The sequence below is a fragment of the Lactiplantibacillus herbarum genome, from assembly GCF_001039045.1.
Classification (GTDB): domain Bacteria; phylum Bacillota; class Bacilli; order Lactobacillales; family Lactobacillaceae; genus Lactiplantibacillus; species Lactiplantibacillus herbarum.
In genome coordinates this window covers 1-21,846 of the sequence record NZ_LFEE01000018.1, presented here as the reverse complement: position 1 = coordinate 21,846, position 21,846 = coordinate 1, and the positions used below count along the sequence as shown (strand labels likewise).

The window sequence follows — 21,846 nt, the reverse complement described above, 5'->3', positions numbered from 1 at the left end:
TCATACTGTTTAATTACGACTTTTATTCGTAAAAATTAGCCAATCTGTATCACTTTTATCCCAGCAAACGCTGAGACTCCCAGACGGCCACAGTTTCATTTACTATTTTACCATATCGTAACGTGGTTCTGGGCACCCAACCAAATTGTTATTGATCCTTAAAAGACCGGTCCCCATGACACGATTTCTTGGCTGACGGGCGCGGAGAATTAAGCACTGATACTAATTTTCATTCAATACTCACTGTTAAATCAATGGTTTAAGTTATTTCGGGACTTTCAACCTTTAGACAGTAACCAAAAAAGCGTCTTTCCATTATGGCTGACGCTCAAATACTTATTTCCTTAATTCAATGTCTTTTCACTAACCACTGCAGATGGTGCTGCAACCATAAGTAGCGGTGGCGAGAACTTTCCATACGCCGATAACGCTGTGGTTGCTTTTGATAAAAATTCTGATGATAATTTTCAGCGGGCCAAAACGTCACCAATGGTTCAACCGTCACCACGATTGGTTGATGATAATGACCAGCTTCAATCACGCGCTGTTTTGAGGCCTCAGCAATTGTCCGCTGTTCTTCACTATTCACAAAGATGATCGGTCGATACTGCGTCCCACGATCATCAATCTGACCGTGATCATCGGTTGGATCTATCAATTGCCAATAAATCGCCACCAGCTCCGTATAAGTCACTTGACGGCTATCATATAGGATCTCCACGGCCTCCACGTGACCAGTTGTTTGACTGCTAACCTGTTCGTAAGTCGGTTGTGCTAATTGACCGCCCGTGTAACCTGAAATAACGGCTATGATGCCCGGTCGTTGATCGAATGGCTCGACCATGCACCAAAAACAACCGCCAGCGAAAACGGCTCGCTCTTGAAACGGCGGATCTGGCGCATCATGTCGTGCCACCAGATTATCTGCTTGCTCCGGCGCTTTACCCGTCAGCTCAAGGTAAAAATCCATGACGTCCGGCGTTAGACTGTCACGAGTCGCTAACGGTCGTAAATCCGCCATCAATCGATCCATACGGCCCTGAAAACTAATTGACACCTCATCCGGTTTAGCTTTTACCAATAATTGTCGTTCCCAATCGCGGGTCGCCGGGTTCAGAATTAGATTGTAAAGTTGCTGCTCCACAGCTGCTTGATCATATTTCATCACCAGTCCCCCTTGTATCACACTGTTATTGTCTGTATTTTAGCAATTTATTAGGCACGACACCATTAAATAGATTTAAATCAGCATAATCGCTAGAGTGATCAAACCATTCCTCACACTATCACCGCTATTGCCATTAACCCCATCAATCAAACCCTTGCTAGCAACGACCGTTTCTGTTATATTTCTTTGTATTATTGTCAATCATTGGTATACTGAATTTAAAATACAAATCCCAAGTCAAGTTTGTTGAAAGGAGACGCAACAACATGAATAAACAATTACAGTACGGCGGTTTATTAGCAGTTGGAATGGCTGGCATCGCTGGGGGCTTTTCCGTTGGCGGCCTACTAAAACGGTTGCGCCGTCCAACCCCTAATCAAATCTTGAATCAGGTCAAGCGAGCCTTTCTAAAAGAAGCGCCCATCGAAGGTTCTTGGATCGAAATGAAGAAAGCACCCTTGCAGAAGTTCGCCTTACGAACTGACGTCTACTATGGCGGTATCACACGTTATGAAGACGGCCAATTGGTTCAGTACGAATTCTTAGCTGATGCTAACACCGGTAGTATCCTCGATATCTATCGTCTCTAAAACAACTAACATTAAAGCCCTCAGATTGAATGCGAATTCGCGTTTAATCTGAGGACTTTTTATTCAGCTGGCCTTAAGTCAAGAAAGCGTTCTAGTCGACCATTTTAATTCTCAAAAAAACTAGTTGGCCTGGTTATATACCAAATTCCAACTAGTTTTAGTTTACTTATTTAGAAGCAAAAGTTGCAATGATCTTGTAGATTGGACCAAATTGACTGAATTTTTGTTCATATTCAGTTTCAACGTTATCTTCTGGTGTCGCCACCGCGTGTAGATCTAACCAAACTTGTTCGAACTGGAGACCAAAGTTGTTCATACTGGTCAATGAGAATTCAAACAAGCCCCGGTTATCAGTCTTAAATTCGATCTGACCATCAGCTTTCAAGACTTCTTGATAGCTAGATAAGAACGACTTATACGTCAAACGACGCTTTTCATGCCGTGACTTAGGCCATGGATCGGAGAAGTTCAAGTACAAGCGATCAACTTCGTGTGGTTCGAAGAAAGCCGTCACTGCTTGACCGTCCGCGTGTGCTAATTGCACGTTTGGTAAAGGTTCGTCAACCAGCTTCTTCAGAATAATTGCAATGACGGACGTTTGAATCTCAATCGCCACGTAATTGATCTCTGGATGCCGTTTAGCGAGTTCTAAGATGAACTGGCCCTTACCACTACCGACTTCAATCTGAAGCGGCTGTTGCTTTTCAAAACGGCTCTGCCAGTGTCCCTTTAGTTGGGTTGGATCTTCCGTAATTAATTCTGGGTGCGCCGCAATCAGTTTGGGTGCCCACGGTTTGTTTCTAACACGCATATTTGATACTCCTTATTCTTTTCCATAAAATAGCCTTTGGGACAAAACCCAAAGGCTTCTTGATTTCAAAATATTTATAGCCGAAACGTGGAACAAAAGGCTGCTCCCTCCGCTTAGCTACAGAACACGAACGATTAAAAACACACAATCAGTCATGTTTCTAGGCTATGCTCGGTAGCAACCCGCCTTTTGTCCCACTCTCGTTTGGTTTTGTCATTAAATATCATATTGAACCAATTCTTCTAAGAAGATGATTTCGTGGTTCATCTGATGATATTGATTACGATAATAATTATCTTTAATATTCAGTAATAAGTTAATCTTCGCATACCAGCCAACGCGGGTCCGCAGTGCGGCTCCCATCGTCTCGCCATACTCGCTAAACCAAGCTTGCCAGTCAGCCAACGGGACGTATTCACAAAGTAGCATACTGATATCGGAAGCTGGATCTGCAAAGCGCGCGGAATCCCAATCAACCAAATATAGCTGTTGGTGATCAGATAGCAACCAGTTCTTATGGTTTAAATCACCGTGACAGACACAGTAATCAGCTACTGGCAACGTTGGCAAACTGTCTTTTAACTCGTCTACGACACGGGCCATTAACGGATGGTGTCGTAAATCATCAGGCAAGTCCTGTAAATACTGTTGAATAAAGGCTTGTGGTCGAGCCACTTGCCCACCAACTTTGGTTAACATCCGGTGAAGCAACTCGGAATTGTGCACGCGTGCCAATAAATGCGCTACTTCAGGCAGCCGCATTTGTTGCTTCGTTAAAGTTTGACCATTCAACCACTCTTGCGCAGTAAGCGTATCACCACTGGATATGCGTTTCGTCCAGATTAATCGCGGGGTAATTTCTTCCATCGACAGCGCCGCTAAAAACGGCGAAGCGTTACGTTTTAAAAATAATCGTTGCTGATTTTTTTTGCCCATGAACGCTTTGTTCGTGTTGCCATAGATCGGAACCACGTCCCAACCGTCATCAAGTTCGAAATTCATCAACCCCACTCCTCTCAAAAAATTATTTATTGCTTCGTAATTATTTAACTTAACAATCACATTTTATAGACGAAAAGCCAATTCGTCAAGTCCTTTTTAACCCTTGACCTAACAAGCTTTTAAGCCAGTCGCATCCGCGCATACCAAGTAACTAAGAGATAGATTTCTATCGCGTTAATTACCAATAAAATCCCGACTTGAACTAACGGTGCGTTGCTTATCCAAAAAGCCAACGTAAACACGATTCCAGTCATACTGAGAACATTGCGAAGCAAACGTTGAAAGTTAATTAACCGCGTTTTGGCCGCTACCGGATAAATGTGCGTAAATACGATACTATCGTATTGCTTATAAAACGGCAACAGTTGAAAGCCAATTAGATAGATAAAGATCACGTCGAGAACTATCGCTAACCAACCATGACCACTAAAGTAAAGTAGGACTGCACCGATAACGGTTAACCGTGCAACCAAGCCACTGAACTCAGTTCCACGCAGCATGCCACGAGTATATAGGTAGCTAAACGTGTGTCTTTGGTCACTCGGTACCCACCGTAATAGCCAGTCCAAATAGTGACGGCGTTTGACACTTCCCTGAACCATTGGTACGTCAGTAAAGAGATTAAAGAACCGGTAAATGCCAAGCATCCGGTTAGCTTCACGTTTAATATCATCACGCCATGCCACAACACTTTGTGACCATACGCGCTGATGCCAGTACCGTTGCCCAATCGCTAAGACAAGCGCTAATGCCGCACCAAGCCACGGTGTAACCGCTAAGCCCACCGCAATAATGGCTAATGATAATAAGCCCGTCAGCACTCGCGCCCAACGTTCAGTCGCAGGGTTTAAACTGTACAATCGTGTGACCGACAAAGTCAACTGACTATCTTTTAAAGCTAACTGAGCCACTAGCAATGCCAATAAGGCCCAGCCAGTAATATGATTAATGATCATTAGTAGTGGGATCACTAACCCAATCAATACAACCTGTACCAATTGTGCCAACCACCAGCTATAACGCCAAGCATGGACTAGGTAGGCATGTAAATCTCGTTCACGAGGTAATAGGAAAACTGCATCCGCCGGTTCTAGTAAGGTTGCGATATGACTAATTTCAAGTCCCAACCATAACACCAACCCAATTCCGACCGTTATCCAGACATCGTGTGGACCGATCGTCTTCAACCAATTTGAATAAGCAAGCCCTAGTCCCCCAACGAAAAACATCAGTGCAATCACAAAATGGTCGTTAAAGACTAAGCGTAAATATCGAAGCATCTGCCGTAAATGCCGCTGTAGCCGAGTTTGAAATAAATCACTCATCGCGGGTCACCCCGGTCAATGAAAGATAAATATCGTTGAGCGATTCACCAGCATCCGGATAGTTAGCCTTGATCTCAGCAAAAGTTCCCTGCGTCTGAACTTCACCCGCATGCAACAAAACAAACTTATCACAGGCTTTTTCAGCAGTATCCAGCACGTGAGTCGACATTAAGACAGCCGCGCCCTGTTGCTTAACATCTGCAATCAGCTTTAATAAATCATGAACAGCCAACGGGTCCAACCCAAGAAATGGTTCATCAATGATAAATAACTTTGCGTTAGTGATGAATGCACAAACGATCATGACTTTCTGTTTCATTCCCTTGGAAAAATTCGCGGGAAACCAATCTAACTTGTTAGCTAAGCGGAATGTTTTTAATAATTCCGTTGCGCGCTGCCAGGCCTTTTCCTGATCAAGACCATAGGCTAGCATCGTCATTTCTAAATGTTCTTTTAAAGTTAATTCTTCATATAATACGGGTGTTTCTGGGATGTACGCAATTTGCGCTTTGTAAGCTTGGGGATCTTGCGCTAGCGTGACGTCATTCAAGGCAATCGTGCCCTTCATCGGCGTCAATAACCCAATAATATGGTTGATGGTCGTTGACTTACCAGCCCCATTCAACCCAATCAGTCCCACCAATTCACCAGGTGCAACTTCAAAACTAATATCTTTTAAGACGGGAATCTGCGAATAACCACCGACTAAGTGTTTTACCGCTAATGTCATAACATTAACCTCTTTCTGTGTGGTATAAGTGTTTTCTATTATAGCATAGCACCACGTTTGGCTAACGGATTGCTCTCCTCAAACCACGACTCTTTAACTTATCTTCACCTTATTTGAGACACTGTCCATCCTTTTGGTTGCCCAGACAGCAATAGTGTATAATGAAACAAATACTAAAAAAGAAGGTTATCACATGACAGCTTTTGAACCTAAACTCGATGACGATTGTCTCTTCTGCAAGATCATTAAGGGTGACATTCCAAGTTACACCATCTATGAAGACGATGTTGTTAAAGCCTTTTTAGATATTTCACAAGGAACCCCTGGCCATACTCTGGTTATTCCTAAAACACACGTTACCGACATCTTTGATTACGATCACGACCTCGCTAGCGTTGTTTTTGCCCGAATTCCTGAAATTGCTCGTGCCATCAAAGCCTCAGATGATAATATCATCGGTATGAATATCGTTAATAATAACGGCGCCGTTGCTTATCAGTCCGTCTTCCACTCTCACTTTCACTTGATTCCAAGATATAGTGACAAGGATGACTTCCGAATGATCTTCAAGGATAATGCGAAAAAATACAATGAAACTGACTATACTCGGCTACAGAACGCCATTAAAACAGAGTTAGCTCACTAGGAGGTCCCCATGGCAAAATTCATGCGTAACAGTCTGATTGGCCTTGGCGTTAGCGCCACTGCCTATATGCTCATTAATCAGAAAACACCAAAAGCGCTCTATCTTGACATTAAGACGTACGTTCAAGACGTCATGGATGCGGCTGACAACTTACAGTCAGCTCGCGAAGAGTTCAGCGATGCTCAGAGTAACTTGAGTGTTCAAATGACCAACGCAGCTAAGGTTTTTGACGAAATTCAAACTGAGGTTGATAAATTCCAATTCAAGATCGAACCCCACATGGCGATTATCAAGAAACGATCTGATCACCTCCAAGCTACTTTAGATCATCTAGCCGAACCTAAAGCGTAATCTAATTATCGTGCCTTCCTAATTGGAGCACGATTTTTTGTTAGTTATCCGGTCAAAGCCCGTTTTATCAGGAAATTCCGGTAGAACAGGCTGTAATTATGAAGAGGATGTGAATTCTCTGAAAATTTTGTAAAGATTCTCATATGACTGCAGCAACGTTGCCAGATATGGTATAGTAGTCTGTGAAGTCTGCTAGCGCAGAACGATTTCAAGAATAGGATGTGTTTTAGGTATGAAGAAATGGCTCATTGCCCTTGCCGGTGTTTTGTTAACCTTCACCTTAGCTGGTTGTGGTAGCAAAACAGTAGCATCAACTTCCGGTGGTAAGATTACCGAAAGTCAATATTACAGTAGTATGAAGGGAACTTCATCTGGTAAACAAGTTTTACAACAGATGATTTTGAACAAAGTTCTTGAAAAAGAATACGGTTCTAAAGTTTCTAGTAAAGCTGTGACGAAACAGTACGATAGCTACAAGTCACAATACGGTAGTTCATTCTCAACTGTTTTATCACAAAACGGTTTAACTGCTAAGTCCTTCAAGGAACAATTACGTTCTAACTTATTATTGAAGGAAGCCGTTAAAGACAAGGTTAAGATTACTGATAGCGCCTTGAAGAAGCAATGGAAATCATACGAACCAAAAGTTACGGTTCAACACATTCTCGTTGCCAAATCTTCAACTGCTGACGATGTCTTAACTGCCTTGAAGAAGGATTCTAGCGAAGCTAACTTCACTAAGTTAGCTAAGAAGTATTCTACTGATACGACAACTAAGAGTGATGGCGGTAAGTTATCAGCCTTTGATAACACCAACACCAGCTATTCTTCTAAATTCTTGACCGCTGCCTTTAAGTTGAAGAACGGTGAATACACCACTTCTGCTGTTAAGACCAGCAACGGTTACGAAATCATCCGGATGATCAAGAACCCTGGTAAGGGTAAGATGTCTGATCACACCGCTGATTTGAAGAAGCAAATCTGGGATAACGATATGAGCGACTCAACTGTCTTGCATAACGTTGTTACTAAGGTGCTTAAGAGTGGTAACGTTTCTATCAAGGATAGCGACTTGAAAGATATTCTTTCTTCATACCTTTCAACCTCTTCATCATCATCAAGCTCTAACTAATCATTAAAACAAACTAACCCCGCAACTTCAATGGAAGTTACGGGCGTTTTTGTTTACAATCTTATTTCCTGAGATGCTTATCAAAGTCTCCGGATACTAATTAGATACGGTCCACTTATCCAAGATCAATTGACCAATTGTCTGCCAGTGCGATTCCAGTACGAAGTGGCCACCATCCAATAGGTGCACTTCAGCGTTAGCATCATCCTTTAAGAATGCTTGTGCCCCCTGATAGACAAAGCTAGGATCGTTCTTCCCCCACGCAGCGATTAATTCCGGTTGATTATCGCGCAGATACTGCTGAAAACGTGGGTAGTTTTTAACATTATTTTGATAATCGAAAATCAAATCAGACTGACGTTCAGCGTAATCTGGTAATTCTGTGTAATGAATATCTAGCGTGTAGCCATCTGGGGACACACTCCCTGGCTGTTCACCACCTAGATACTGTCCTTTAATCGTTGCCGCTTTGAATGCAGTTTGATATTGTTGCCGTAGTTCGGCGGTTGGGTGCTGCCAATACGTTTGGCGATCAGCCCACTTGGCACCGAGCCCTTCCTGATAAATATTACCATTTTGGCTGACAATACCTAGGATCCGTTCTGGATGACGAGCGGCTAATTCAAAACCGATTGGGGCACCGTAATCAAAGACGTATAAGTAGAATTGTTTAACGTTTAACGCACTAAGAAAGCCATCAACGTAGTTCGTCAAGTTATCAAAGGTATAGTCAAAATCTGTGTGTAATGGTGCCGCAGACTGACCGAAACCAATAAAATCTGGGGCTAAAACATGAAAGCTCTGGGCTAGCATGGGCATCAGGTTACGGAACAAATGGCTGGCCGTTGGAAATCCGTGTAGCAATAAGAAGGTTGGTTTGGTTGGATCCCCATCCTCGCGATAAAAAGTATCTAAGCCGTTAACATTGATTGTTTTAAATTCCATGATTAATTCCTCACTTTTTTATTTAGTTACTTGAATAAGGCTATTATGGCACTCTTTTGATATATAATAAAATACGAAATCAAGAATATAGTCATCCATAATTTATATAGCAGGAGTGAACAACCATGATTACTATCGATATCCTTAAAATGTTTATCACAATCGCCCAACAGGGTAGCATCTCAGCAGCCGCAAGTGAACTCGGTTATGCCCAGTCCAATCTATCCACTAAAGTACAACAACTAGAGACTGCCGTCAGCGCCCAGTTATTTTATCGAACCAATCGTGGTATTAAACTAACCAGCCCCGGACAAACCTTCTATGAACAAGCTATTAAGATTGTTCAACTAACCGAAAATGCGATTAACGAGCTACAACACTCCCAAACGATTCAGGGCGATTTGCATATTGGGACGCTTCAAACCGCTGCCACAACTTTTCTACCGCAGCAGCTAGCCCAATTTCATCAAACTAATCCAGATGTTAACTTAACGCTGACCACCGGAACCACCCTCGCTAGTATCACGCACGTTCGTAACTACGAACTCGATGGCGCAATCATCGCCGGTAACATCGATGATCCAGATTTAACCGTACTTCCAATCACAACTGACGAGCTCTGCCTGATTGCAGCAGCGGGGATGCAACCCACGTTAACGGACCATGACTTACTGGTTTTTCCAACCGGTTGTTCCTACCGACAAGTGTTAGAACGATGGTTAGATACTGAACACGTCAGCCTACACCACGCCATCGAATTCGACTATCTGAATGCCATCATTGCAAGCGTCAGTGCCGGTCTCGGCATCAGCGTTTTACCTAAACGTGTTGTTGAACCTTACTTAGCGACTAATGTCATTCAAAGCTTTCCGTTACCTACCGCACTTGCCACCTTGCCAGTCTCATTTGTCTACCGGCAGGATTACGTCAGTGGACCAGCATTTAAAGCCTTTATTGCAGGATTAAGTCCAGCAGCTATCAACAATCAAGATAGCTAGTATTCGATATTAATATTTTTAAGATCACTAATAAACGCGTATACTTTAAACCATCATCAATCAGGAGGTCATTTAAATGCCATTAATGCGTATCGATATGTACCGCGGTCGTAGTAAGTCCGCTATCAAACAGATTTTAGATATCACTTATCAAGTTGCGACTGAAGAGTTTCACCTATTACCACGCGATCGCTACCAGATTGTCACTCAGCACGATCCAGAAGAAATGATCATTGAGGACGTTGGCTTGGGCTTTCAACGGACCCACGACTTCTTAATGATCAGCTTAACTTCTAGTCCCCGTAAAGTGGAAGACAAACAGCGCTTCTATCAACGCGTCGTCGCAGAATTACATGATCAAACTGGCATCGCACCAGCGGATGTGATGATTAACATCACGCCAAACACCAGAGAAGATTGGAGTTTTGGTGATGGCGAAGCCCAATTCTTGAACGGAAAGCTGAATTAATCTCGTCATAACAAACACAAATGCCGTGGAAAAACCATAATTGGTTTTCCCACGGCATTTTACTCATCAAATAGCTTATGCTAAGGTACGCTGTAAATTAATTGTTTCTAATAAACTAACTGCACAATCAGCACCCTTATTGCCACCCTTAAAGCCAGCTCGATCCATCGCCTGTTCAATCGTGTCAGTCGTCAAAACACCGAACATCACTGGAATATCGGCTGCCAAGCTGACCGTCGCAATTCCGTTAGCGACCCCGTTGCAGACATAGTCAAAGTGTGCTGTCTCGCCACGAATCACCGCACCCAACGCAATCAAACCATCGTAGCGACCAGTTGCTGCCATCCGTTGAACCGTGAGTGGAATCTCAAACGCTCCGGGTACCCACGCCACGTCAATTGCTTCTGCCGCAACGCCATGTCGCTGCAGATCATCAATGGCTCCCGCAAGCAATTTTGCCGTCACAAATTCATTGAAGCGTGCGACAACAATTCCGACTTTTATTCCTGTACCTGTGTAATTACCCTTAAATGTTGTCATTAGTGCTCCTCCGTTAAAGTTAATTGATGATGAAACCGATCGCGTTTAGTCGCTAAATAGTCCTTATCATGACTATTAGCGGGCACTTCCAAAGGTACGCGTTCAACAACTTCAATGCCAGCCGCCGTTAATTGCTGAACCTTATCTGGATTATTAGTCATTAGCCGTACCCGCGTGATACCTAGCTGTCGTAAAATCAGGGATGCCGTGTCATATCGCCGTTCATCTGGTTGAAAACCAAGTTGAACATTAGCATCGTAAGTATCGACACCTTGTTCCTGTAGAGCATACGCTGCTAATTTATTAGCTAAACCAATACCGCGTCCCTCTTGTCGTAGATAGATCAAGACGCCCCGTTGTTTGTCATTAATCAGTCGCAATGCCTGGTGTAACTGTTCACCACAATCACAACGCTGCGAACCAAACACGTCACCGGTCATACACTCCGAATGCAACCGAACTAGGACTGGCTCTTCATCCGTCAGGTTCCCTTTCTGTAATGCCAACGGTAATACAGCTTGACCAGGCACCTGAAAACCAGTGAGCTGAAAATCTCCGATAGTCGTCGGTAGCTGAACAGTCTCAGTTGTATTTAAATGAACGCGTTGTGTCTGGACTAGGTACCTATTTAAATCTTCGATGGTAATCATCGGTAATTGTAGTCCCTCAGCCAGTGCTTTAAGATCCTTACGGCGCGCCATTTGGCCATTCTTTTTGATAATCTCACAGATGTAAGCCGCTGGAGTCGCACCCGTTAATTTAGCTAATTCAACGGCCGCTTCCGTATGTCCGCGACGTTCCAATAATCCGCCTGCGCGTGCAACCAATGGAAAGATGTGCCCTGGATGATAAAAGTCTGTTGCCAGACTCGATGAATCCGCCAACGCTTGAATAGTTGTTGCCCGATCTGCCGCTGAGATTCCCGTCGTCGTGGTGTGATGGTCCGTTGAGATCGTAAAGGCCGTCCCAAACGCATCCCGTTCAGTTGTCATCGGCATTAAGTGTAGTCTGTCAGCAATCGTTGGTGCAATCGGCACACACAATAGGCCTCTAGCTGATGTAATCATCCGGTTAACTGTGGCCGTCGTTGCTTTAGCTGCCAAACCAACCATGTCACCCTCGGCTTCTCGAGTTTCATCATCTGCCACAATAATTAGACCACCATTTTTTAATGTTGCTACGGCGCGTTCAACTTTTTCAATCACATTAGCCATTATTCGACACCTCCACTAACCCTTTGTCGGGCAACGTATTTTCCCAAAATATCCGTTTCAATGTTAACCTGATCGCCAACTTGTACTGAACCCAATGTGGTCACTGCTTGTGAGTGTGGAATCAAGTCAACCTCAAACTCATCATCATTGATCGCAACAATGGTCAAACTGACGCCATCCACTGCAATCGATCCTTTGACAACAACTAATGATCGATAGGCTACTGGCAAACTGATCAATAATCTAATGGCATGCTCATCCGCAATGCGTGCCCGAACACGACCACAATAGTCGACATGGCCTTGCACAATGTGACCGTCCAAATGATCGTTAATCTGTAAAGCACGTTCCAAATTAACGGCAGTGCCACTCGTTAAAGTCTGTAAACTGGTACGTCGAACAGTTTCTGGCATCACCGCAACAGTGAACGTCTCCTCTTGACTAGCGGTCACCGTCAAACACACCCCATTCACCGCAATACTAGCCCCAATCTGTAACGTAGGCGTCACGATAACTGGTGCCTTGATCGTAAGTGTTAACTCGGTTGCATGACGTTTGATTTCATGGACCTCACCTTTAGTTTGAACAATTCCTGAAAACATCTACGCGTCCACCTTTCTTAGTGCCCGTATCCGAATATCCGCCCCTAACCGCGTTAACTGTAGCGCATCAAACTGTAATTGATGCACCGTTGCTTGGTGGCTAAATGCTGCTGGCAAAGCTGTGCCACCTAATAGTGTTGGCGACATATAGCTAATCCATTCGTCCACTAACCCTTCTTCAATAAATTGGGCTTGGATATGAGCGCCACCCTCAACCAATAATGATTGCCAGCCCTGTTCAACACAAAGCATCCTAACTTTAGCCGGGGTCCAATCCGCAACACTCACATGGACGTGTGCTAATTCATTTAATTGCGCATCAGTCGCAGAAGCATGACGGCACAGTAACCACGTTTCCGCAGTATCAGTTAACAACTGTTTTCTCTGTGCCACTGCACTCGTATTTAAAAGCACCAATCGAACGGGTGGATGTGCCATAGCCGTTAAACGAACGGTTAACTGTGGATCGTCAATTTCAAGTGTTCGTTCCCCAATCAGCAAGGCGTGATACTGCGTTCTCAAACGCTGACTATCAACGTAACTCTCGTGATTAGAGATCATTGTTCGCGTTGAGGACTCATCATTGATTTTACCGTCCAAAGTCATGGCAGTCTTCAGTGTTACCCATGGCCGTTGCTGCGTATAAAAACAATCATAGTGCGGGTTCAGCTGTCCAACCTGATCTTCCAAACAGCCAGTAATAACTTCAACACCGTGAGCTACTAGATAGGCTCGACCTTTACCAGCAACCACAGCGTGAGGATCTAATTGTCCAATCACAACTTTACTGATTCCAGCTGCTTGTGACCCGCTCGCAACACGGCGGCGTTTTTCCATGGTGCGAACACGGCTCTAACGTCACTATCAAAGTTGCACCCCGCGTCTGATCTGACGTTAGGTGTGCCAGCGCATCCACCTCAGCGTGAGCACCGCCAAAGTAGTGGTGATAGCCCTGCGCAATCACACGGCCATCTTTGACTACGACCGCACCTACTTGAGGATTACGATAAGTCGCTGGGCCACCCAATCGGGCCTGATAGATTGCTTGTTGCATGTAATCTGTTAACATTTGTGCACCTCCAAAAATAAAAACACCCGCTTATCAGAATCGATAATCGGGTGTTTAAGAGATTGCCAAATAGATTTCACCAGTAGAAAACACCAAAAAGAACCCCTTAAAAGGTCATTTTGTAGCCACTACTGCCTAATAGTTTAAGCAATAATTTTCTTCTCCCATCCAGACTATACTGTCGGTCCCAGACTTGCACTGGGTCAACCGCTTACGCGGGTCACGGACTTCAACCTAAGTTGTTACCGTCGGTCGGGAATTGCACCCTGCCCCGAAGAAATCGTATTTAGTTTTCGCTCTTTATCAAATCACTTTACCAACTAATTGTCAACAAGCGCATCTATTCGAAGCCCACCTTATGCTGTGTTAAACTTGTGAATACATTGATAACTAAACACTTAATTGCCATGATTAACCATTAGCAGGATCAGTTAATTCTTAGAAATTTTCAGAAAACTCTCGTTTGACCTAAATGGTTTTCCCAGTTAACCACGGTATAATTGAACCTATTATTGATATCGGAGTTGAATACAAATGCAAACAAAAATCAGGGGTCATCGATGGCAGGTGCCAGTAGTTGCAGGCATGCTCGCCATTGTTATTATGGGAATCGTTTTCGCTGTTCAGGGAATTACGCCATTCGGAAATCATAACTTACTCATTAGCGATATGGGCGGTCAATACTTATCCTTTTTCACTGCTTACCGTCATGCAATACTGACCCATAGTTTTCAACTATACTCATTTTCACAATCGCTGGGCGGTAACGCGCTTCCTACTATTGCCTATTATTTACTAAGCCCCTTTAACTTAATCATTCTTTTATTCCCTGCGGCCAATATTCCGACCGGCCTCAGTGTCCTGATTATGTTAAAGATTGCAGCGATTGCCATTACGATGACGATTTTCTTACAGAATCATTTCTATACAAGTAGATGGTCAACCGCAATTTTCGGACTAGCTTTCAGTCTGTCAGGCTTCGTTGCCTTGAATTACTTCACCATCATGTGGTTAGATGCCCTTATCTGGTTACCCTTAGTAATTGATGGTCTCGACCACTTAATTAAAACGGGGCATCCCGCTCGTTTCTTTGGCTGGTTATGGGTCAGCATCATCACGGATTACTATCTCGGTTACATGACCGTCCTGTTCGTCATCTATTATTTCATCTACCAACTATTTGAATTAAAAACACCAAACGCCTCTATCTGGCAAACTTGTAAGCAGCAATCAAAATTAATCCGTAACGTCATTCTGACCACCCTGTTTAGTGGTCTCAGTACGATGTTTCTCTTAATCCCCACTGGCCTCGGAATGCTTACTACGGCAAAATCAGCTGTTAAGCTTAGTAGTTACCTCCCAATTCCCGAATTCGGTCTATCCGTCTTCAGTCAATTGGGCTTAGGTGCTAATAGTTTTGCAACCCGGTTGTCGCATGCACCTACACTTTTTAGTAGTACACTAGTCGTTTTATTAGCACTGGCCTACTTTGTTCATCCCTTAATTAAAAAGGGGCACAAAAAGCACGTTGCTGGACTATTGATTGCCCTATTTCTAAGTATGGAAATTCGAACTATCGATACTATGTGGCACATGTTCCAACGTCCCGCAGGATTTCCATACCGTAATGCGTTCTTCTTCAGTTTTGTCCTGATAATGGTTGCCTTTGAGGCTTGGCAAGCTGATCCTCAAAAAATTGCGCTTAAATGGCGTTGGCAGCTGCCGACACTGCTGGCCGGATTGCTCATTATCGGCTGGTTCGTGCAACTATCCAGTGCTGATCTACTGGCAATCTCAACCTTATTACTCAGTTTAATTGCTGTGATAGCTACTGCGTTAGCACTATTTACAACCATCAATCGCCAGCAACAGTTATTACTAGCCGGGATCGTGATTGCAGAACTCGGAACCAATAGTTACTTAACGATGCAAAACACCTCATACGGTAACGAAAGTGCCTATATTCAAGCCTACAAGCGCGAATACCAACAGATGCAAACGGTCAACGATCCTGATGGTCAGCTGTACCGTGTAGAAAATCAGAATACCTTGATCAATCAGGCCTTTAGCTACAATAGTAAATACCGTAACTACAATGACCCGATGCTCTTTAACTTCCATGACATCACTTATTACAGTTCAACTTTTACTAATCAAACTCGGTTAATGCTTAAGTCGCTCGGACTCTATTCTAAAAATGTCCGTCGTGTCAGCTCTGAAGGGCTTAACCCAGTCAGTGAGTTACTGCTAGATATTAAATACGATGTTCAATTGAACGTTACCGGTAGTGCCAACACCAGCATGCGTAGCAATAATGGTCTCGGCTTCGTCGTCTCAAACGCGTTTAAACAACTTTCATTACAAGCCAACAGCGCGCTAGCTAATCAGGAGAAAATCTTACAGAGCCTGCAACCTAGTAAGACACCTTACTTTGCTAGTGCTACCGTACTCAATGACAAGGTCAAATCTGATCCCAGTGCAACTACTTACGGTTACCTTCACACCGTCCAATTGAGAATGAACAATACCGGTTCACTCTACTATAACGACACGTTGGGTAATTCTAAATTCTCAACAATGCGCGTGAACGGCCACCTTGTCCCAACTAAGTTCAACGCTGACGGTGCCATCGTATCTCGTTACCTTGGTGACTTCACTAAGGGTACTGTAGTCACCCTAACAGTCAAACGCACTCAGCCGATACTAGGTACCCACGTTCACATTGCGAGTCTCAACCAAGCCAAATTCAATCAAGTTAAACAGTCCTTATTAGCCAGTCGTTTCACCCCGACTTACCACGTTACGGGAACGCAAACCGTTGTTAGTGGTCAAATAACGAATCGTTCTAATCAAAAATGGCTATACATCGCAATCCCTGCTGATAAGGGTTGGAGCGCTACCGTTAATGGTCAGGCCGTAACACCGCAAACTGTAATTGGCGGTATGACCGCTTTACCAATCCAGGCAGGTAAGAATCAGATTCAAATGACTTACCACGTACCTGGATTACGTCCCGGTGTTATCATTTCATTAATCAGTCTGGTGAGTTTCGGCTTATTGAATGTTTGGTTTCGTAGACGTAAACAGCAAGACTAATAACTAATTAACCGCACCATCACCTTAGCAACATCAATAAAATAAGTTGGTCGCTCTTGAATTGATCGTATAACGATTCAAGAGCGATTTTTTTATTTAATATCATTGATACGGGACAGTAATCTGCCCATTTGATAACACACTATACTGGCTGACCACAGCAATCCGCCGTCACTCAAGCCTTCAAGAAATCCCTTTAAGCACAGTATAATGTATAACCCAAACTTAATCACAGCGCTCAATAGAATGACTTAAATCACCTTAAAATCCTGCTTTACCACGCTATTATCGGCAGACCTGTTGAGGATCCAATTTTTGGTCTTAACACCCAGTCGAATCATAACAAATTTGATAATTGCACTAGTAGTTGCTACTAACAATTTCAAGCAGAATATAACTTTCTCTACTTGACTATTCCATTCAACAGATTTAAATCAACAACCCACTTTCTGATAAAATTTCAGATAACATTCAGACAATCTGAATGGCGGGGTTAGCTAAATAACATGATAATAGAGTTGTTCCCTAATTGTTGAAGGAATTAGGGATCCTTCTCCGTATTAACAGTTTTACCTTAGCTACATTTCTAATAACTCACTCCGCAGGTAAGTTAGACTATTTAGTTAAGTTGCTGATTGGACAGCTTGTCCAGTCAGTTTTTTTGTGTTCATTAATCTAAACTAAATAGCTCAAAAAACTAGACTAATCAAATGACTGATTAGTCTAGTTTAATTGAATATAATTCAGTTGTCGTAAGCTCCGTCTAGCCGTTACCGTCAGATGACGATCATTCCTCCTTTTCGGATTTAGGTGCCCACCAAACCGCAACTATCGTGGCACTTAAACTAACTAGCATCACACCCCACAGACACCGCGCTGCTGGTTAGCGTTTTTGGTTGTTGCAACTGCCGCTGAACAAAATACTGGATATAGGCTTGATTAGTCTTTGTTATCTGACCTGAACTAGGATTGTATGCCGCAACCATCGCACCATACGCTGTTGGCGACTGACCGATATTCTTAATCGTTAACTTTAACGTCCCCGTCTGCGCGTTTGAATAGTGCAAATTGGTTAACTGCTTAGTCGTACCGGTCCATCGTTTGATCAACTGATTATGTCGGCGCAGCTGAATGGTCACTCGACCACGACCATTTTTTGGTGTCAACTGAATGGTATTGCTAAGACCGCTAGTCGGCATCGTAACGACAACTTGCTGACCCACTTGAAGCGTCTTAAAAGTAGGCTGGATATAAATCCCGTTACCTTGCCGACCAACCACTTCATTTTTAATTAGCGTCGTTTGGCTCGTCTGCCACAAACTCACCATGCTAAAGCCAGCCAATACGATTGCAGTCCACGTCAGCTGCCGCCGTCCGTGCGCTTGTCGATGCCATACTGGTAGTTCACTGCCAGCAAGGATACTTAATAGCATCAGTCCTGGTAAAATTGGCAAGGCATAGCGCCCTTCGACCTCCCATAAGATAACATGGAAAAACATCAGTCCGAGCGTTGTTAATGAAATGAAGAAGATTGGCCAATCATTACGCTTTAAGAGCACCCAGATTCCTTGTACGAGCATCGTCAAATAGATGACTTGGCTCATAGTAACTAACCAAAACTGAATTTGACGTTGGTTATTTTGATACCAGCCAGGCGCATGTATCCACTGCGTCGTTAACTTAAAGCTATCAAAGTTACCCGTCGCCCAGAAGATGCGAAACTTCTTCAACAAATGCACGATTGTTCCACTAACACCCATTTGTTGCAGGCGCTGACTGATCATCGTTTTAGTTTGAGCCTGCTTAGCTACTGCCGTTTTAGTGTCCTTGACTGCTCGGAAATCACTGCCCTGATATTGACCACTACTCTTAGGATTTAAACTCATTGCAACCCAGCTGGTCGTTGGTAAGGCTACGTTGACATTCTGTTGGTAACCAGCCCGTTGCTGAGCAATCTTCATGGCGCCCATCATTAAAGCCAACGTGACAATGGCACTCACTAACCAACTAGCAACTTGACGCCAAGTTAACCGATGCTGAATGCCTAATACGACAACGATGATCAACATCGCAATCCATAAAATAATCAAGTTGGATTTCATGACTAGGCCAAAGGCAACCAACAACCCATTCAGTAGTTGTAGTAGCCAACGTCGCCAATTATTTTGATGTAAACTGGCTATCAACAACGCCAAGCTATCAACCATTATTGGTAATACCAAGAAGTCCGTATAGGCAAACAAACTATACGCATAGATTGGCACACTGACTAGCCATATCACTAACAAGGCCAGTGCCCCTGGCTGCCAACGTCGCCAACGCTTTAGTAAATATAAGCCACTAACTAAACCCGTATCGACCCAGATAAATCTGAGTCCATTCAAGATAGTCCAAGGCGTTGCTACAAAACTGATAATGTGCTTGATCAATGTCGCCTCTAGCAACACGAAATTAACATTATTGGGATAGATCATAAAGTAATGCGCCCAAACATGCTTTCCTTGTGCCAGTGCAATCGCCTGATTACGGACAAAGAAAGCATCTGCACGGCCCACATCGATAAAATTAATGGCAACAGCCAACTGTGCAATGATTATTAATCCCACAGTCGCCCAGAGCAACCAGCGATAAGTCCGTTCTGAGCACTGGCGTAACCAAGCGCGTCCTGCATTCAGAACAATTAATAGGCCTAGTACCAACACTAAAATAACGGCTGGCGAAGGCCAATCTGGGTCGCCTAAAAAGTTAACCGGTTGGAGCCATGCGACTAAAAGTGCGCATCCTAAGAAACCAGCGGTTAACCAATTAACGCCCCTTACGAGCGACTTCATCCGCGTACCCGTTGCTGTTGAGCCAACACTGCTGGTCGTTGTGCTACCGTATAATCATCAGTCTCAATAATATAGCGTGGACGGTGTTTAACTTCAGCAAAGATCTTGCCTACGTATTCACCAACAATGCTGATTCCAATCAACTGAACACCACCCAGGAACCACAGACTGGTCATCAATGAGGCCCAGCCATCGACAGTCGTACCGAAAAGGCCTTTGATAAAGGCGTACAACATCATACCCAAGCTGATCACACTAATAACGATCCCCACTGACAGAATGGCTTTGATTGGTGCAATCGAAAATGAGGTCACCCCATCCATTGCAAATGCTAACATCTTGCGAAATGGATACTTTGATTTACCAGCAAACCGGGGCTTGCGCTGATAATAAAGTTTGGTTGTCGGAAAACCTAGTTGTGGGATAATTCCCCGTAAGAATAAGTTAGTTTCAGAATAACGCATCAGCGCGTTGACGGCCCGATGACTCAATAGTCGGAAGTCCGCGTGATCAGGTACTAATTGAACCCCAATGCGCCCCATCAAACTGTAAAAGGTCTCGGCCGTCCAACGTTTAAAACGTGAATCCGTGGTACGGTCATTACGGACACCGAGGACAATGTCGCTACCCTCGTTGAACTTCATCACCATTTCTGGAATCACATTAGGATCATCCTGAAGATCAGCGTCAATGGTAATCACGGCATCCGACGTTGCAGCGGCCGTTTTCATTCCAGCCATTAACGCATTCTGGTGACCAAAATTACGACTGAACTTAATTCCTGTAAAAATAGCAGCTTGCTTCTCTAAACCCTTAATAATTTCCCAGGTTTTATCTTTACTACCATCATCAACAAACAACAATTTGCTGGCAGAACTGATTTGATTCTTTTGAATTAACTGATTTAAGATTCCACCCAATACCTTGGAAGACTCTGGTAAGACTTCTTCTTCGTTATAGCAAGGTACAATAATTGTTAAGCGTGCTTTATTCATTGTAACTACCCCCTGTAATATGCCTGATACTAGCCATTATTAAAGAACAATCGGCTAACTTGCAACCAAGTATAGGCGTCTCGCCACTAAGACAACAGTAGTTCAATTTGAACGTTATCTGAACTTTTTTCAGATAACGATTTCATTACTAGTAATTAATCGTAAATCATGGATTATTAGTGTTAGTTATGTCACAATCTTAACTAACTTAATAATTGTATAACTATTATTTCCATAATCTTAAGGAGTAATCTAATTGAATATAAAAAAAGTGAGTCTTATTAGCGTTTCAATTGTGGCTATCGTTGTACTTGGCGAACTTGTTTTTCACAAAACAGTCGCCGACCAAACCGCAGGCGCCTCGACTTGGAGCGTCGAACGCGATGGCACTAGTATTTCACCTGCCGTTCAAACTAACAGCCAGTTCAGTAAAAGCTTATTAAAAGGCTATCCACACTTAAAAAATACTTTAGATCAAGATTCCGCACCAGAATTTTATGTTATTCCCGGCCTCAAAACGACTAAAAGCATCAATAGTAGTACCGGTGCTACCGCGATTGATCGTGATATGGACCCCCAAGGATTGGCAGTCACTTCTAAATAGTAGTATCCAGATGGGAACGGGGCTGACAACGATGCAACAAAAGATTCCAGCCAGCCCAACAACCTTACCGATTAAACAGGGACTTGCTAAAGTAGCAGCCGCCAATACGCAAATCAATGCTGGCGAAACTAAATCCGGGTTGGCAATGACCAAGTTGACTGCGGGTAACACCGCAATCGCGACTAAACTCCTATCCGGCTCTCAAAAACTCAGCAAAATTCATGCCAATAGCCACAATGCCTACTACCTTGCAAATCCAGTTAAAACAACCCTTACTGACGAATCTAAAGTTCCTAATAACGGGACTGGGATGGCACCATTCGCCATTTCACTTGGTATTTTCGTTGGCGGGATTGGCCTTGGTACCATGTTTGATGGTTATAAACCATTCAAGAACCCTAAAAACTTTTTCACTTGGTGGGCCAGCAAAGCGTCAATCATTGCCACTGTTGGTGTGATTCAATCCGTCTTACTTTACGGAACACTGAACAGATTCTTAGGGCTTAAGACGCAATCTAACCCACGCTTATTCTTGCTGATACTACTTGGTGCGTGGACGTTCCTATCGATCATCTTTGCACTCGAAATTTTACTTGGTGCGGTAGGGACTTGGCTAGTAACCATCTTCTTAGTCTTACAAATTTCATCTTCAACGGGCCTATACCCAATTCAATTGACTAGTAACATGGCCAGCAATCTCAGAACGTGTTTGGATACTTTGACATTCG

General features: G+C 43.6%; 22 protein-coding genes and 1 riboswitch. Of the genes, 9 read left to right on the top strand and 13 right to left on the bottom strand.

The features are described from left to right. Window positions 1–349: 349 nt before the first annotated feature. The gene (msrA, locus tag ACG95_RS05180; protein WP_047999496.1) at window positions 350–1,165 is read right to left on the bottom strand and encodes a peptide-methionine (S)-S-oxide reductase MsrA; all 816 of its coding nucleotides are present in this window, start codon (window positions 1,163–1,165) and stop codon (window positions 350–352) included. Window positions 1,166–1,434: 269 nt separating this feature from the next. On the opposite strand from msrA, the gene ACG95_RS05175 reads away from it, so the two are divergent. Then, window positions 1,435–1,758, top strand: a complete 324-nt coding sequence (locus tag ACG95_RS05175; protein WP_047999495.1) for a PepSY domain-containing protein — start codon at window positions 1,435–1,437, stop codon at window positions 1,756–1,758. A gap of 166 nt (window positions 1,759–1,924) precedes the next feature. On the opposite strand, the gene trmB is transcribed toward ACG95_RS05175, so the two are convergent. The 4 genes from trmB to ACG95_RS05155 all read right to left on the bottom strand — a co-directional run bounded on the left by trmB (window position 1,925) and on the right by ACG95_RS05155 (window position 5,626). Beyond that, complete coding sequence (gene trmB, locus ACG95_RS05170; protein WP_047999494.1) at window positions 1,925–2,569, bottom strand: tRNA (guanosine(46)-N7)-methyltransferase TrmB; 645 nt, start codon at window positions 2,567–2,569, stop codon at window positions 1,925–1,927. Between the two features lie 216 nt (window positions 2,570–2,785). Continuing rightward, a complete protein-coding gene (locus ACG95_RS05165) occupies window positions 2,786–3,571 on the bottom strand; it encodes a phosphotransferase family protein (protein ID WP_047999493.1) in 786 nt (261 codons plus the stop codon). A gap of 119 nt (window positions 3,572–3,690) precedes the next feature. Further along, on the bottom strand, window positions 3,691–4,896 hold the full coding sequence (locus ACG95_RS05160) for an ABC transporter permease (RefSeq protein WP_047999492.1): 1,206 nt from the start codon (window positions 4,894–4,896) through the stop codon (window positions 3,691–3,693). Continuing rightward, window positions 4,889–5,626 carry an ABC transporter ATP-binding protein gene (locus ACG95_RS05155; protein ID WP_047999491.1) on the bottom strand — a complete coding sequence of 246 codons (738 nt, stop codon included), beginning with the start codon at window positions 5,624–5,626 and terminating at the stop codon, window positions 4,889–4,891. Before ACG95_RS05155 ends, ACG95_RS05160 begins: the two co-directional genes overlap by 8 nt. Window positions 5,627–5,819: 193 nt before the next feature. Between ACG95_RS05155 and ACG95_RS05150 the strand changes: the two genes are divergently transcribed. The 3 genes from ACG95_RS05150 (at window position 5,820) to ACG95_RS05140 (ending at window position 7,755) form a co-directional block, all read left to right on the top strand. Continuing rightward, window positions 5,820–6,272, top strand: a complete 453-nt coding sequence (locus ACG95_RS05150; RefSeq protein ID WP_047999490.1) for an HIT family protein — start codon at window positions 5,820–5,822, stop codon at window positions 6,270–6,272. A gap of 9 nt (window positions 6,273–6,281) precedes the next feature. Then, window positions 6,282–6,623, top strand: coding sequence for a hypothetical protein (locus tag ACG95_RS05145; RefSeq protein ID WP_047999489.1), 342 nt, complete (start codon window positions 6,282–6,284; stop codon window positions 6,621–6,623). 232 nt (window positions 6,624–6,855) lie between these two features. Then, entirely contained in the window at window positions 6,856–7,755 is a 900-nt protein-coding gene (locus ACG95_RS05140) for a peptidylprolyl isomerase PrsA (RefSeq protein WP_047999488.1), read from the top strand. 96 nt (window positions 7,756–7,851) lie between these two features. On the opposite strand, the gene ACG95_RS05135 is transcribed toward ACG95_RS05140, so the two are convergent. After that, window positions 7,852–8,700 (bottom strand): alpha/beta fold hydrolase, encoded by an 849-nt coding sequence (locus tag ACG95_RS05135; protein WP_047999487.1) that lies wholly within the window; start codon window positions 8,698–8,700, stop codon window positions 7,852–7,854. A gap of 125 nt (window positions 8,701–8,825) precedes the next feature. Between ACG95_RS05135 and ACG95_RS05130 the strand changes: the two genes are divergently transcribed. Next, window positions 8,826–9,698 carry a LysR family transcriptional regulator gene (locus ACG95_RS05130; RefSeq protein ID WP_047999486.1) on the top strand — a complete coding sequence of 291 codons (873 nt, stop codon included), beginning with the start codon at window positions 8,826–8,828 and terminating at the stop codon, window positions 9,696–9,698. Window positions 9,699–9,774: 76 nt separating this feature from the next. Then, the gene (locus ACG95_RS05125) at window positions 9,775–10,167 is read left to right on the top strand and encodes a tautomerase family protein (RefSeq protein WP_047999485.1); all 393 of its coding nucleotides are present in this window, start codon (window positions 9,775–9,777) and stop codon (window positions 10,165–10,167) included. Between the two features lie 75 nt (window positions 10,168–10,242). Here the strand turns inward: ACG95_RS05125 and ribH are convergent, their stop codons facing one another. From ribH to ACG95_RS14735, 5 genes are read right to left on the bottom strand one after another with little or no spacing between them, the layout of a single operon-like run. After that, a complete protein-coding gene (gene ribH, locus ACG95_RS05120) occupies window positions 10,243–10,707 on the bottom strand; it encodes a 6,7-dimethyl-8-ribityllumazine synthase (RefSeq protein ID WP_047999484.1) in 465 nt (154 codons plus the stop codon). Then, entirely contained in the window at window positions 10,707–11,921 is a 1,215-nt protein-coding gene (locus tag ACG95_RS05115) for a bifunctional 3,4-dihydroxy-2-butanone-4-phosphate synthase/GTP cyclohydrolase II (RefSeq protein WP_047999483.1), read from the bottom strand. The genes ribH and ACG95_RS05115 overlap by 1 nt, the downstream gene beginning before the upstream one ends. Then, window positions 11,921–12,523 carry a riboflavin synthase gene (locus ACG95_RS05110; protein ID WP_047999482.1) on the bottom strand — a complete coding sequence of 201 codons (603 nt, stop codon included), beginning with the start codon at window positions 12,521–12,523 and terminating at the stop codon, window positions 11,921–11,923. The genes ACG95_RS05115 and ACG95_RS05110 overlap by 1 nt, the downstream gene beginning before the upstream one ends. After that, window positions 12,524–13,360: a bifunctional diaminohydroxyphosphoribosylaminopyrimidine deaminase/5-amino-6-(5-phosphoribosylamino)uracil reductase RibD gene (gene ribD, locus ACG95_RS05105; protein ID WP_237756458.1), complete on the bottom strand. Its 837-nt coding sequence runs from the start codon at window positions 13,358–13,360 to the stop codon at window positions 12,524–12,526. Then, window positions 13,308–13,592, bottom strand: coding sequence for a bifunctional diaminohydroxyphosphoribosylaminopyrimidine deaminase/5-amino-6-(5-phosphoribosylamino)uracil reductase RibD (locus tag ACG95_RS14735; protein ID WP_237756457.1), 285 nt, complete (start codon window positions 13,590–13,592; stop codon window positions 13,308–13,310). The genes ribD and ACG95_RS14735 overlap by 53 nt, the downstream gene beginning before the upstream one ends. A gap of 152 nt (window positions 13,593–13,744) precedes the next feature. Next, a riboswitch (FMN riboswitch) is annotated at window positions 13,745–13,875 on the bottom strand. A gap of 251 nt (window positions 13,876–14,126) precedes the next feature. On the opposite strand from ACG95_RS14735, the gene ACG95_RS05100 reads away from it, so the two are divergent. Next, complete coding sequence (locus tag ACG95_RS05100) at window positions 14,127–16,688, top strand: YfhO family protein (RefSeq protein ID WP_047999481.1); 2,562 nt, start codon at window positions 14,127–14,129, stop codon at window positions 16,686–16,688. A gap of 845 nt (window positions 16,689–17,533) precedes the next feature. Here the strand turns inward: ACG95_RS05100 and ACG95_RS05095 are convergent. After that, entirely contained in the window at window positions 17,534–19,519 is a 1,986-nt protein-coding gene (locus ACG95_RS05095; RefSeq protein WP_082137306.1) for a hypothetical protein, read from the bottom strand. Continuing rightward, window positions 19,516–20,514, bottom strand: a complete 999-nt coding sequence (locus tag ACG95_RS05090) for a glycosyltransferase family 2 protein (protein WP_047999480.1) — start codon at window positions 20,512–20,514, stop codon at window positions 19,516–19,518. The genes ACG95_RS05095 and ACG95_RS05090 overlap by 4 nt, the downstream gene beginning before the upstream one ends. 256 nt (window positions 20,515–20,770) lie before the next feature. On the opposite strand from ACG95_RS05090, the gene ACG95_RS14520 reads away from it, so the two are divergent. Continuing rightward, window positions 20,771–21,118 (top strand): hypothetical protein, encoded by a 348-nt coding sequence (locus ACG95_RS14520; protein WP_047999479.1) that lies wholly within the window; start codon window positions 20,771–20,773, stop codon window positions 21,116–21,118. 31 nt (window positions 21,119–21,149) lie between these two features. Continuing rightward, window positions 21,150–21,846: YhgE/Pip family protein (locus ACG95_RS05080; protein ID WP_202812189.1), on the top strand; the 697-nt coding region annotated here is incomplete at its 3' end.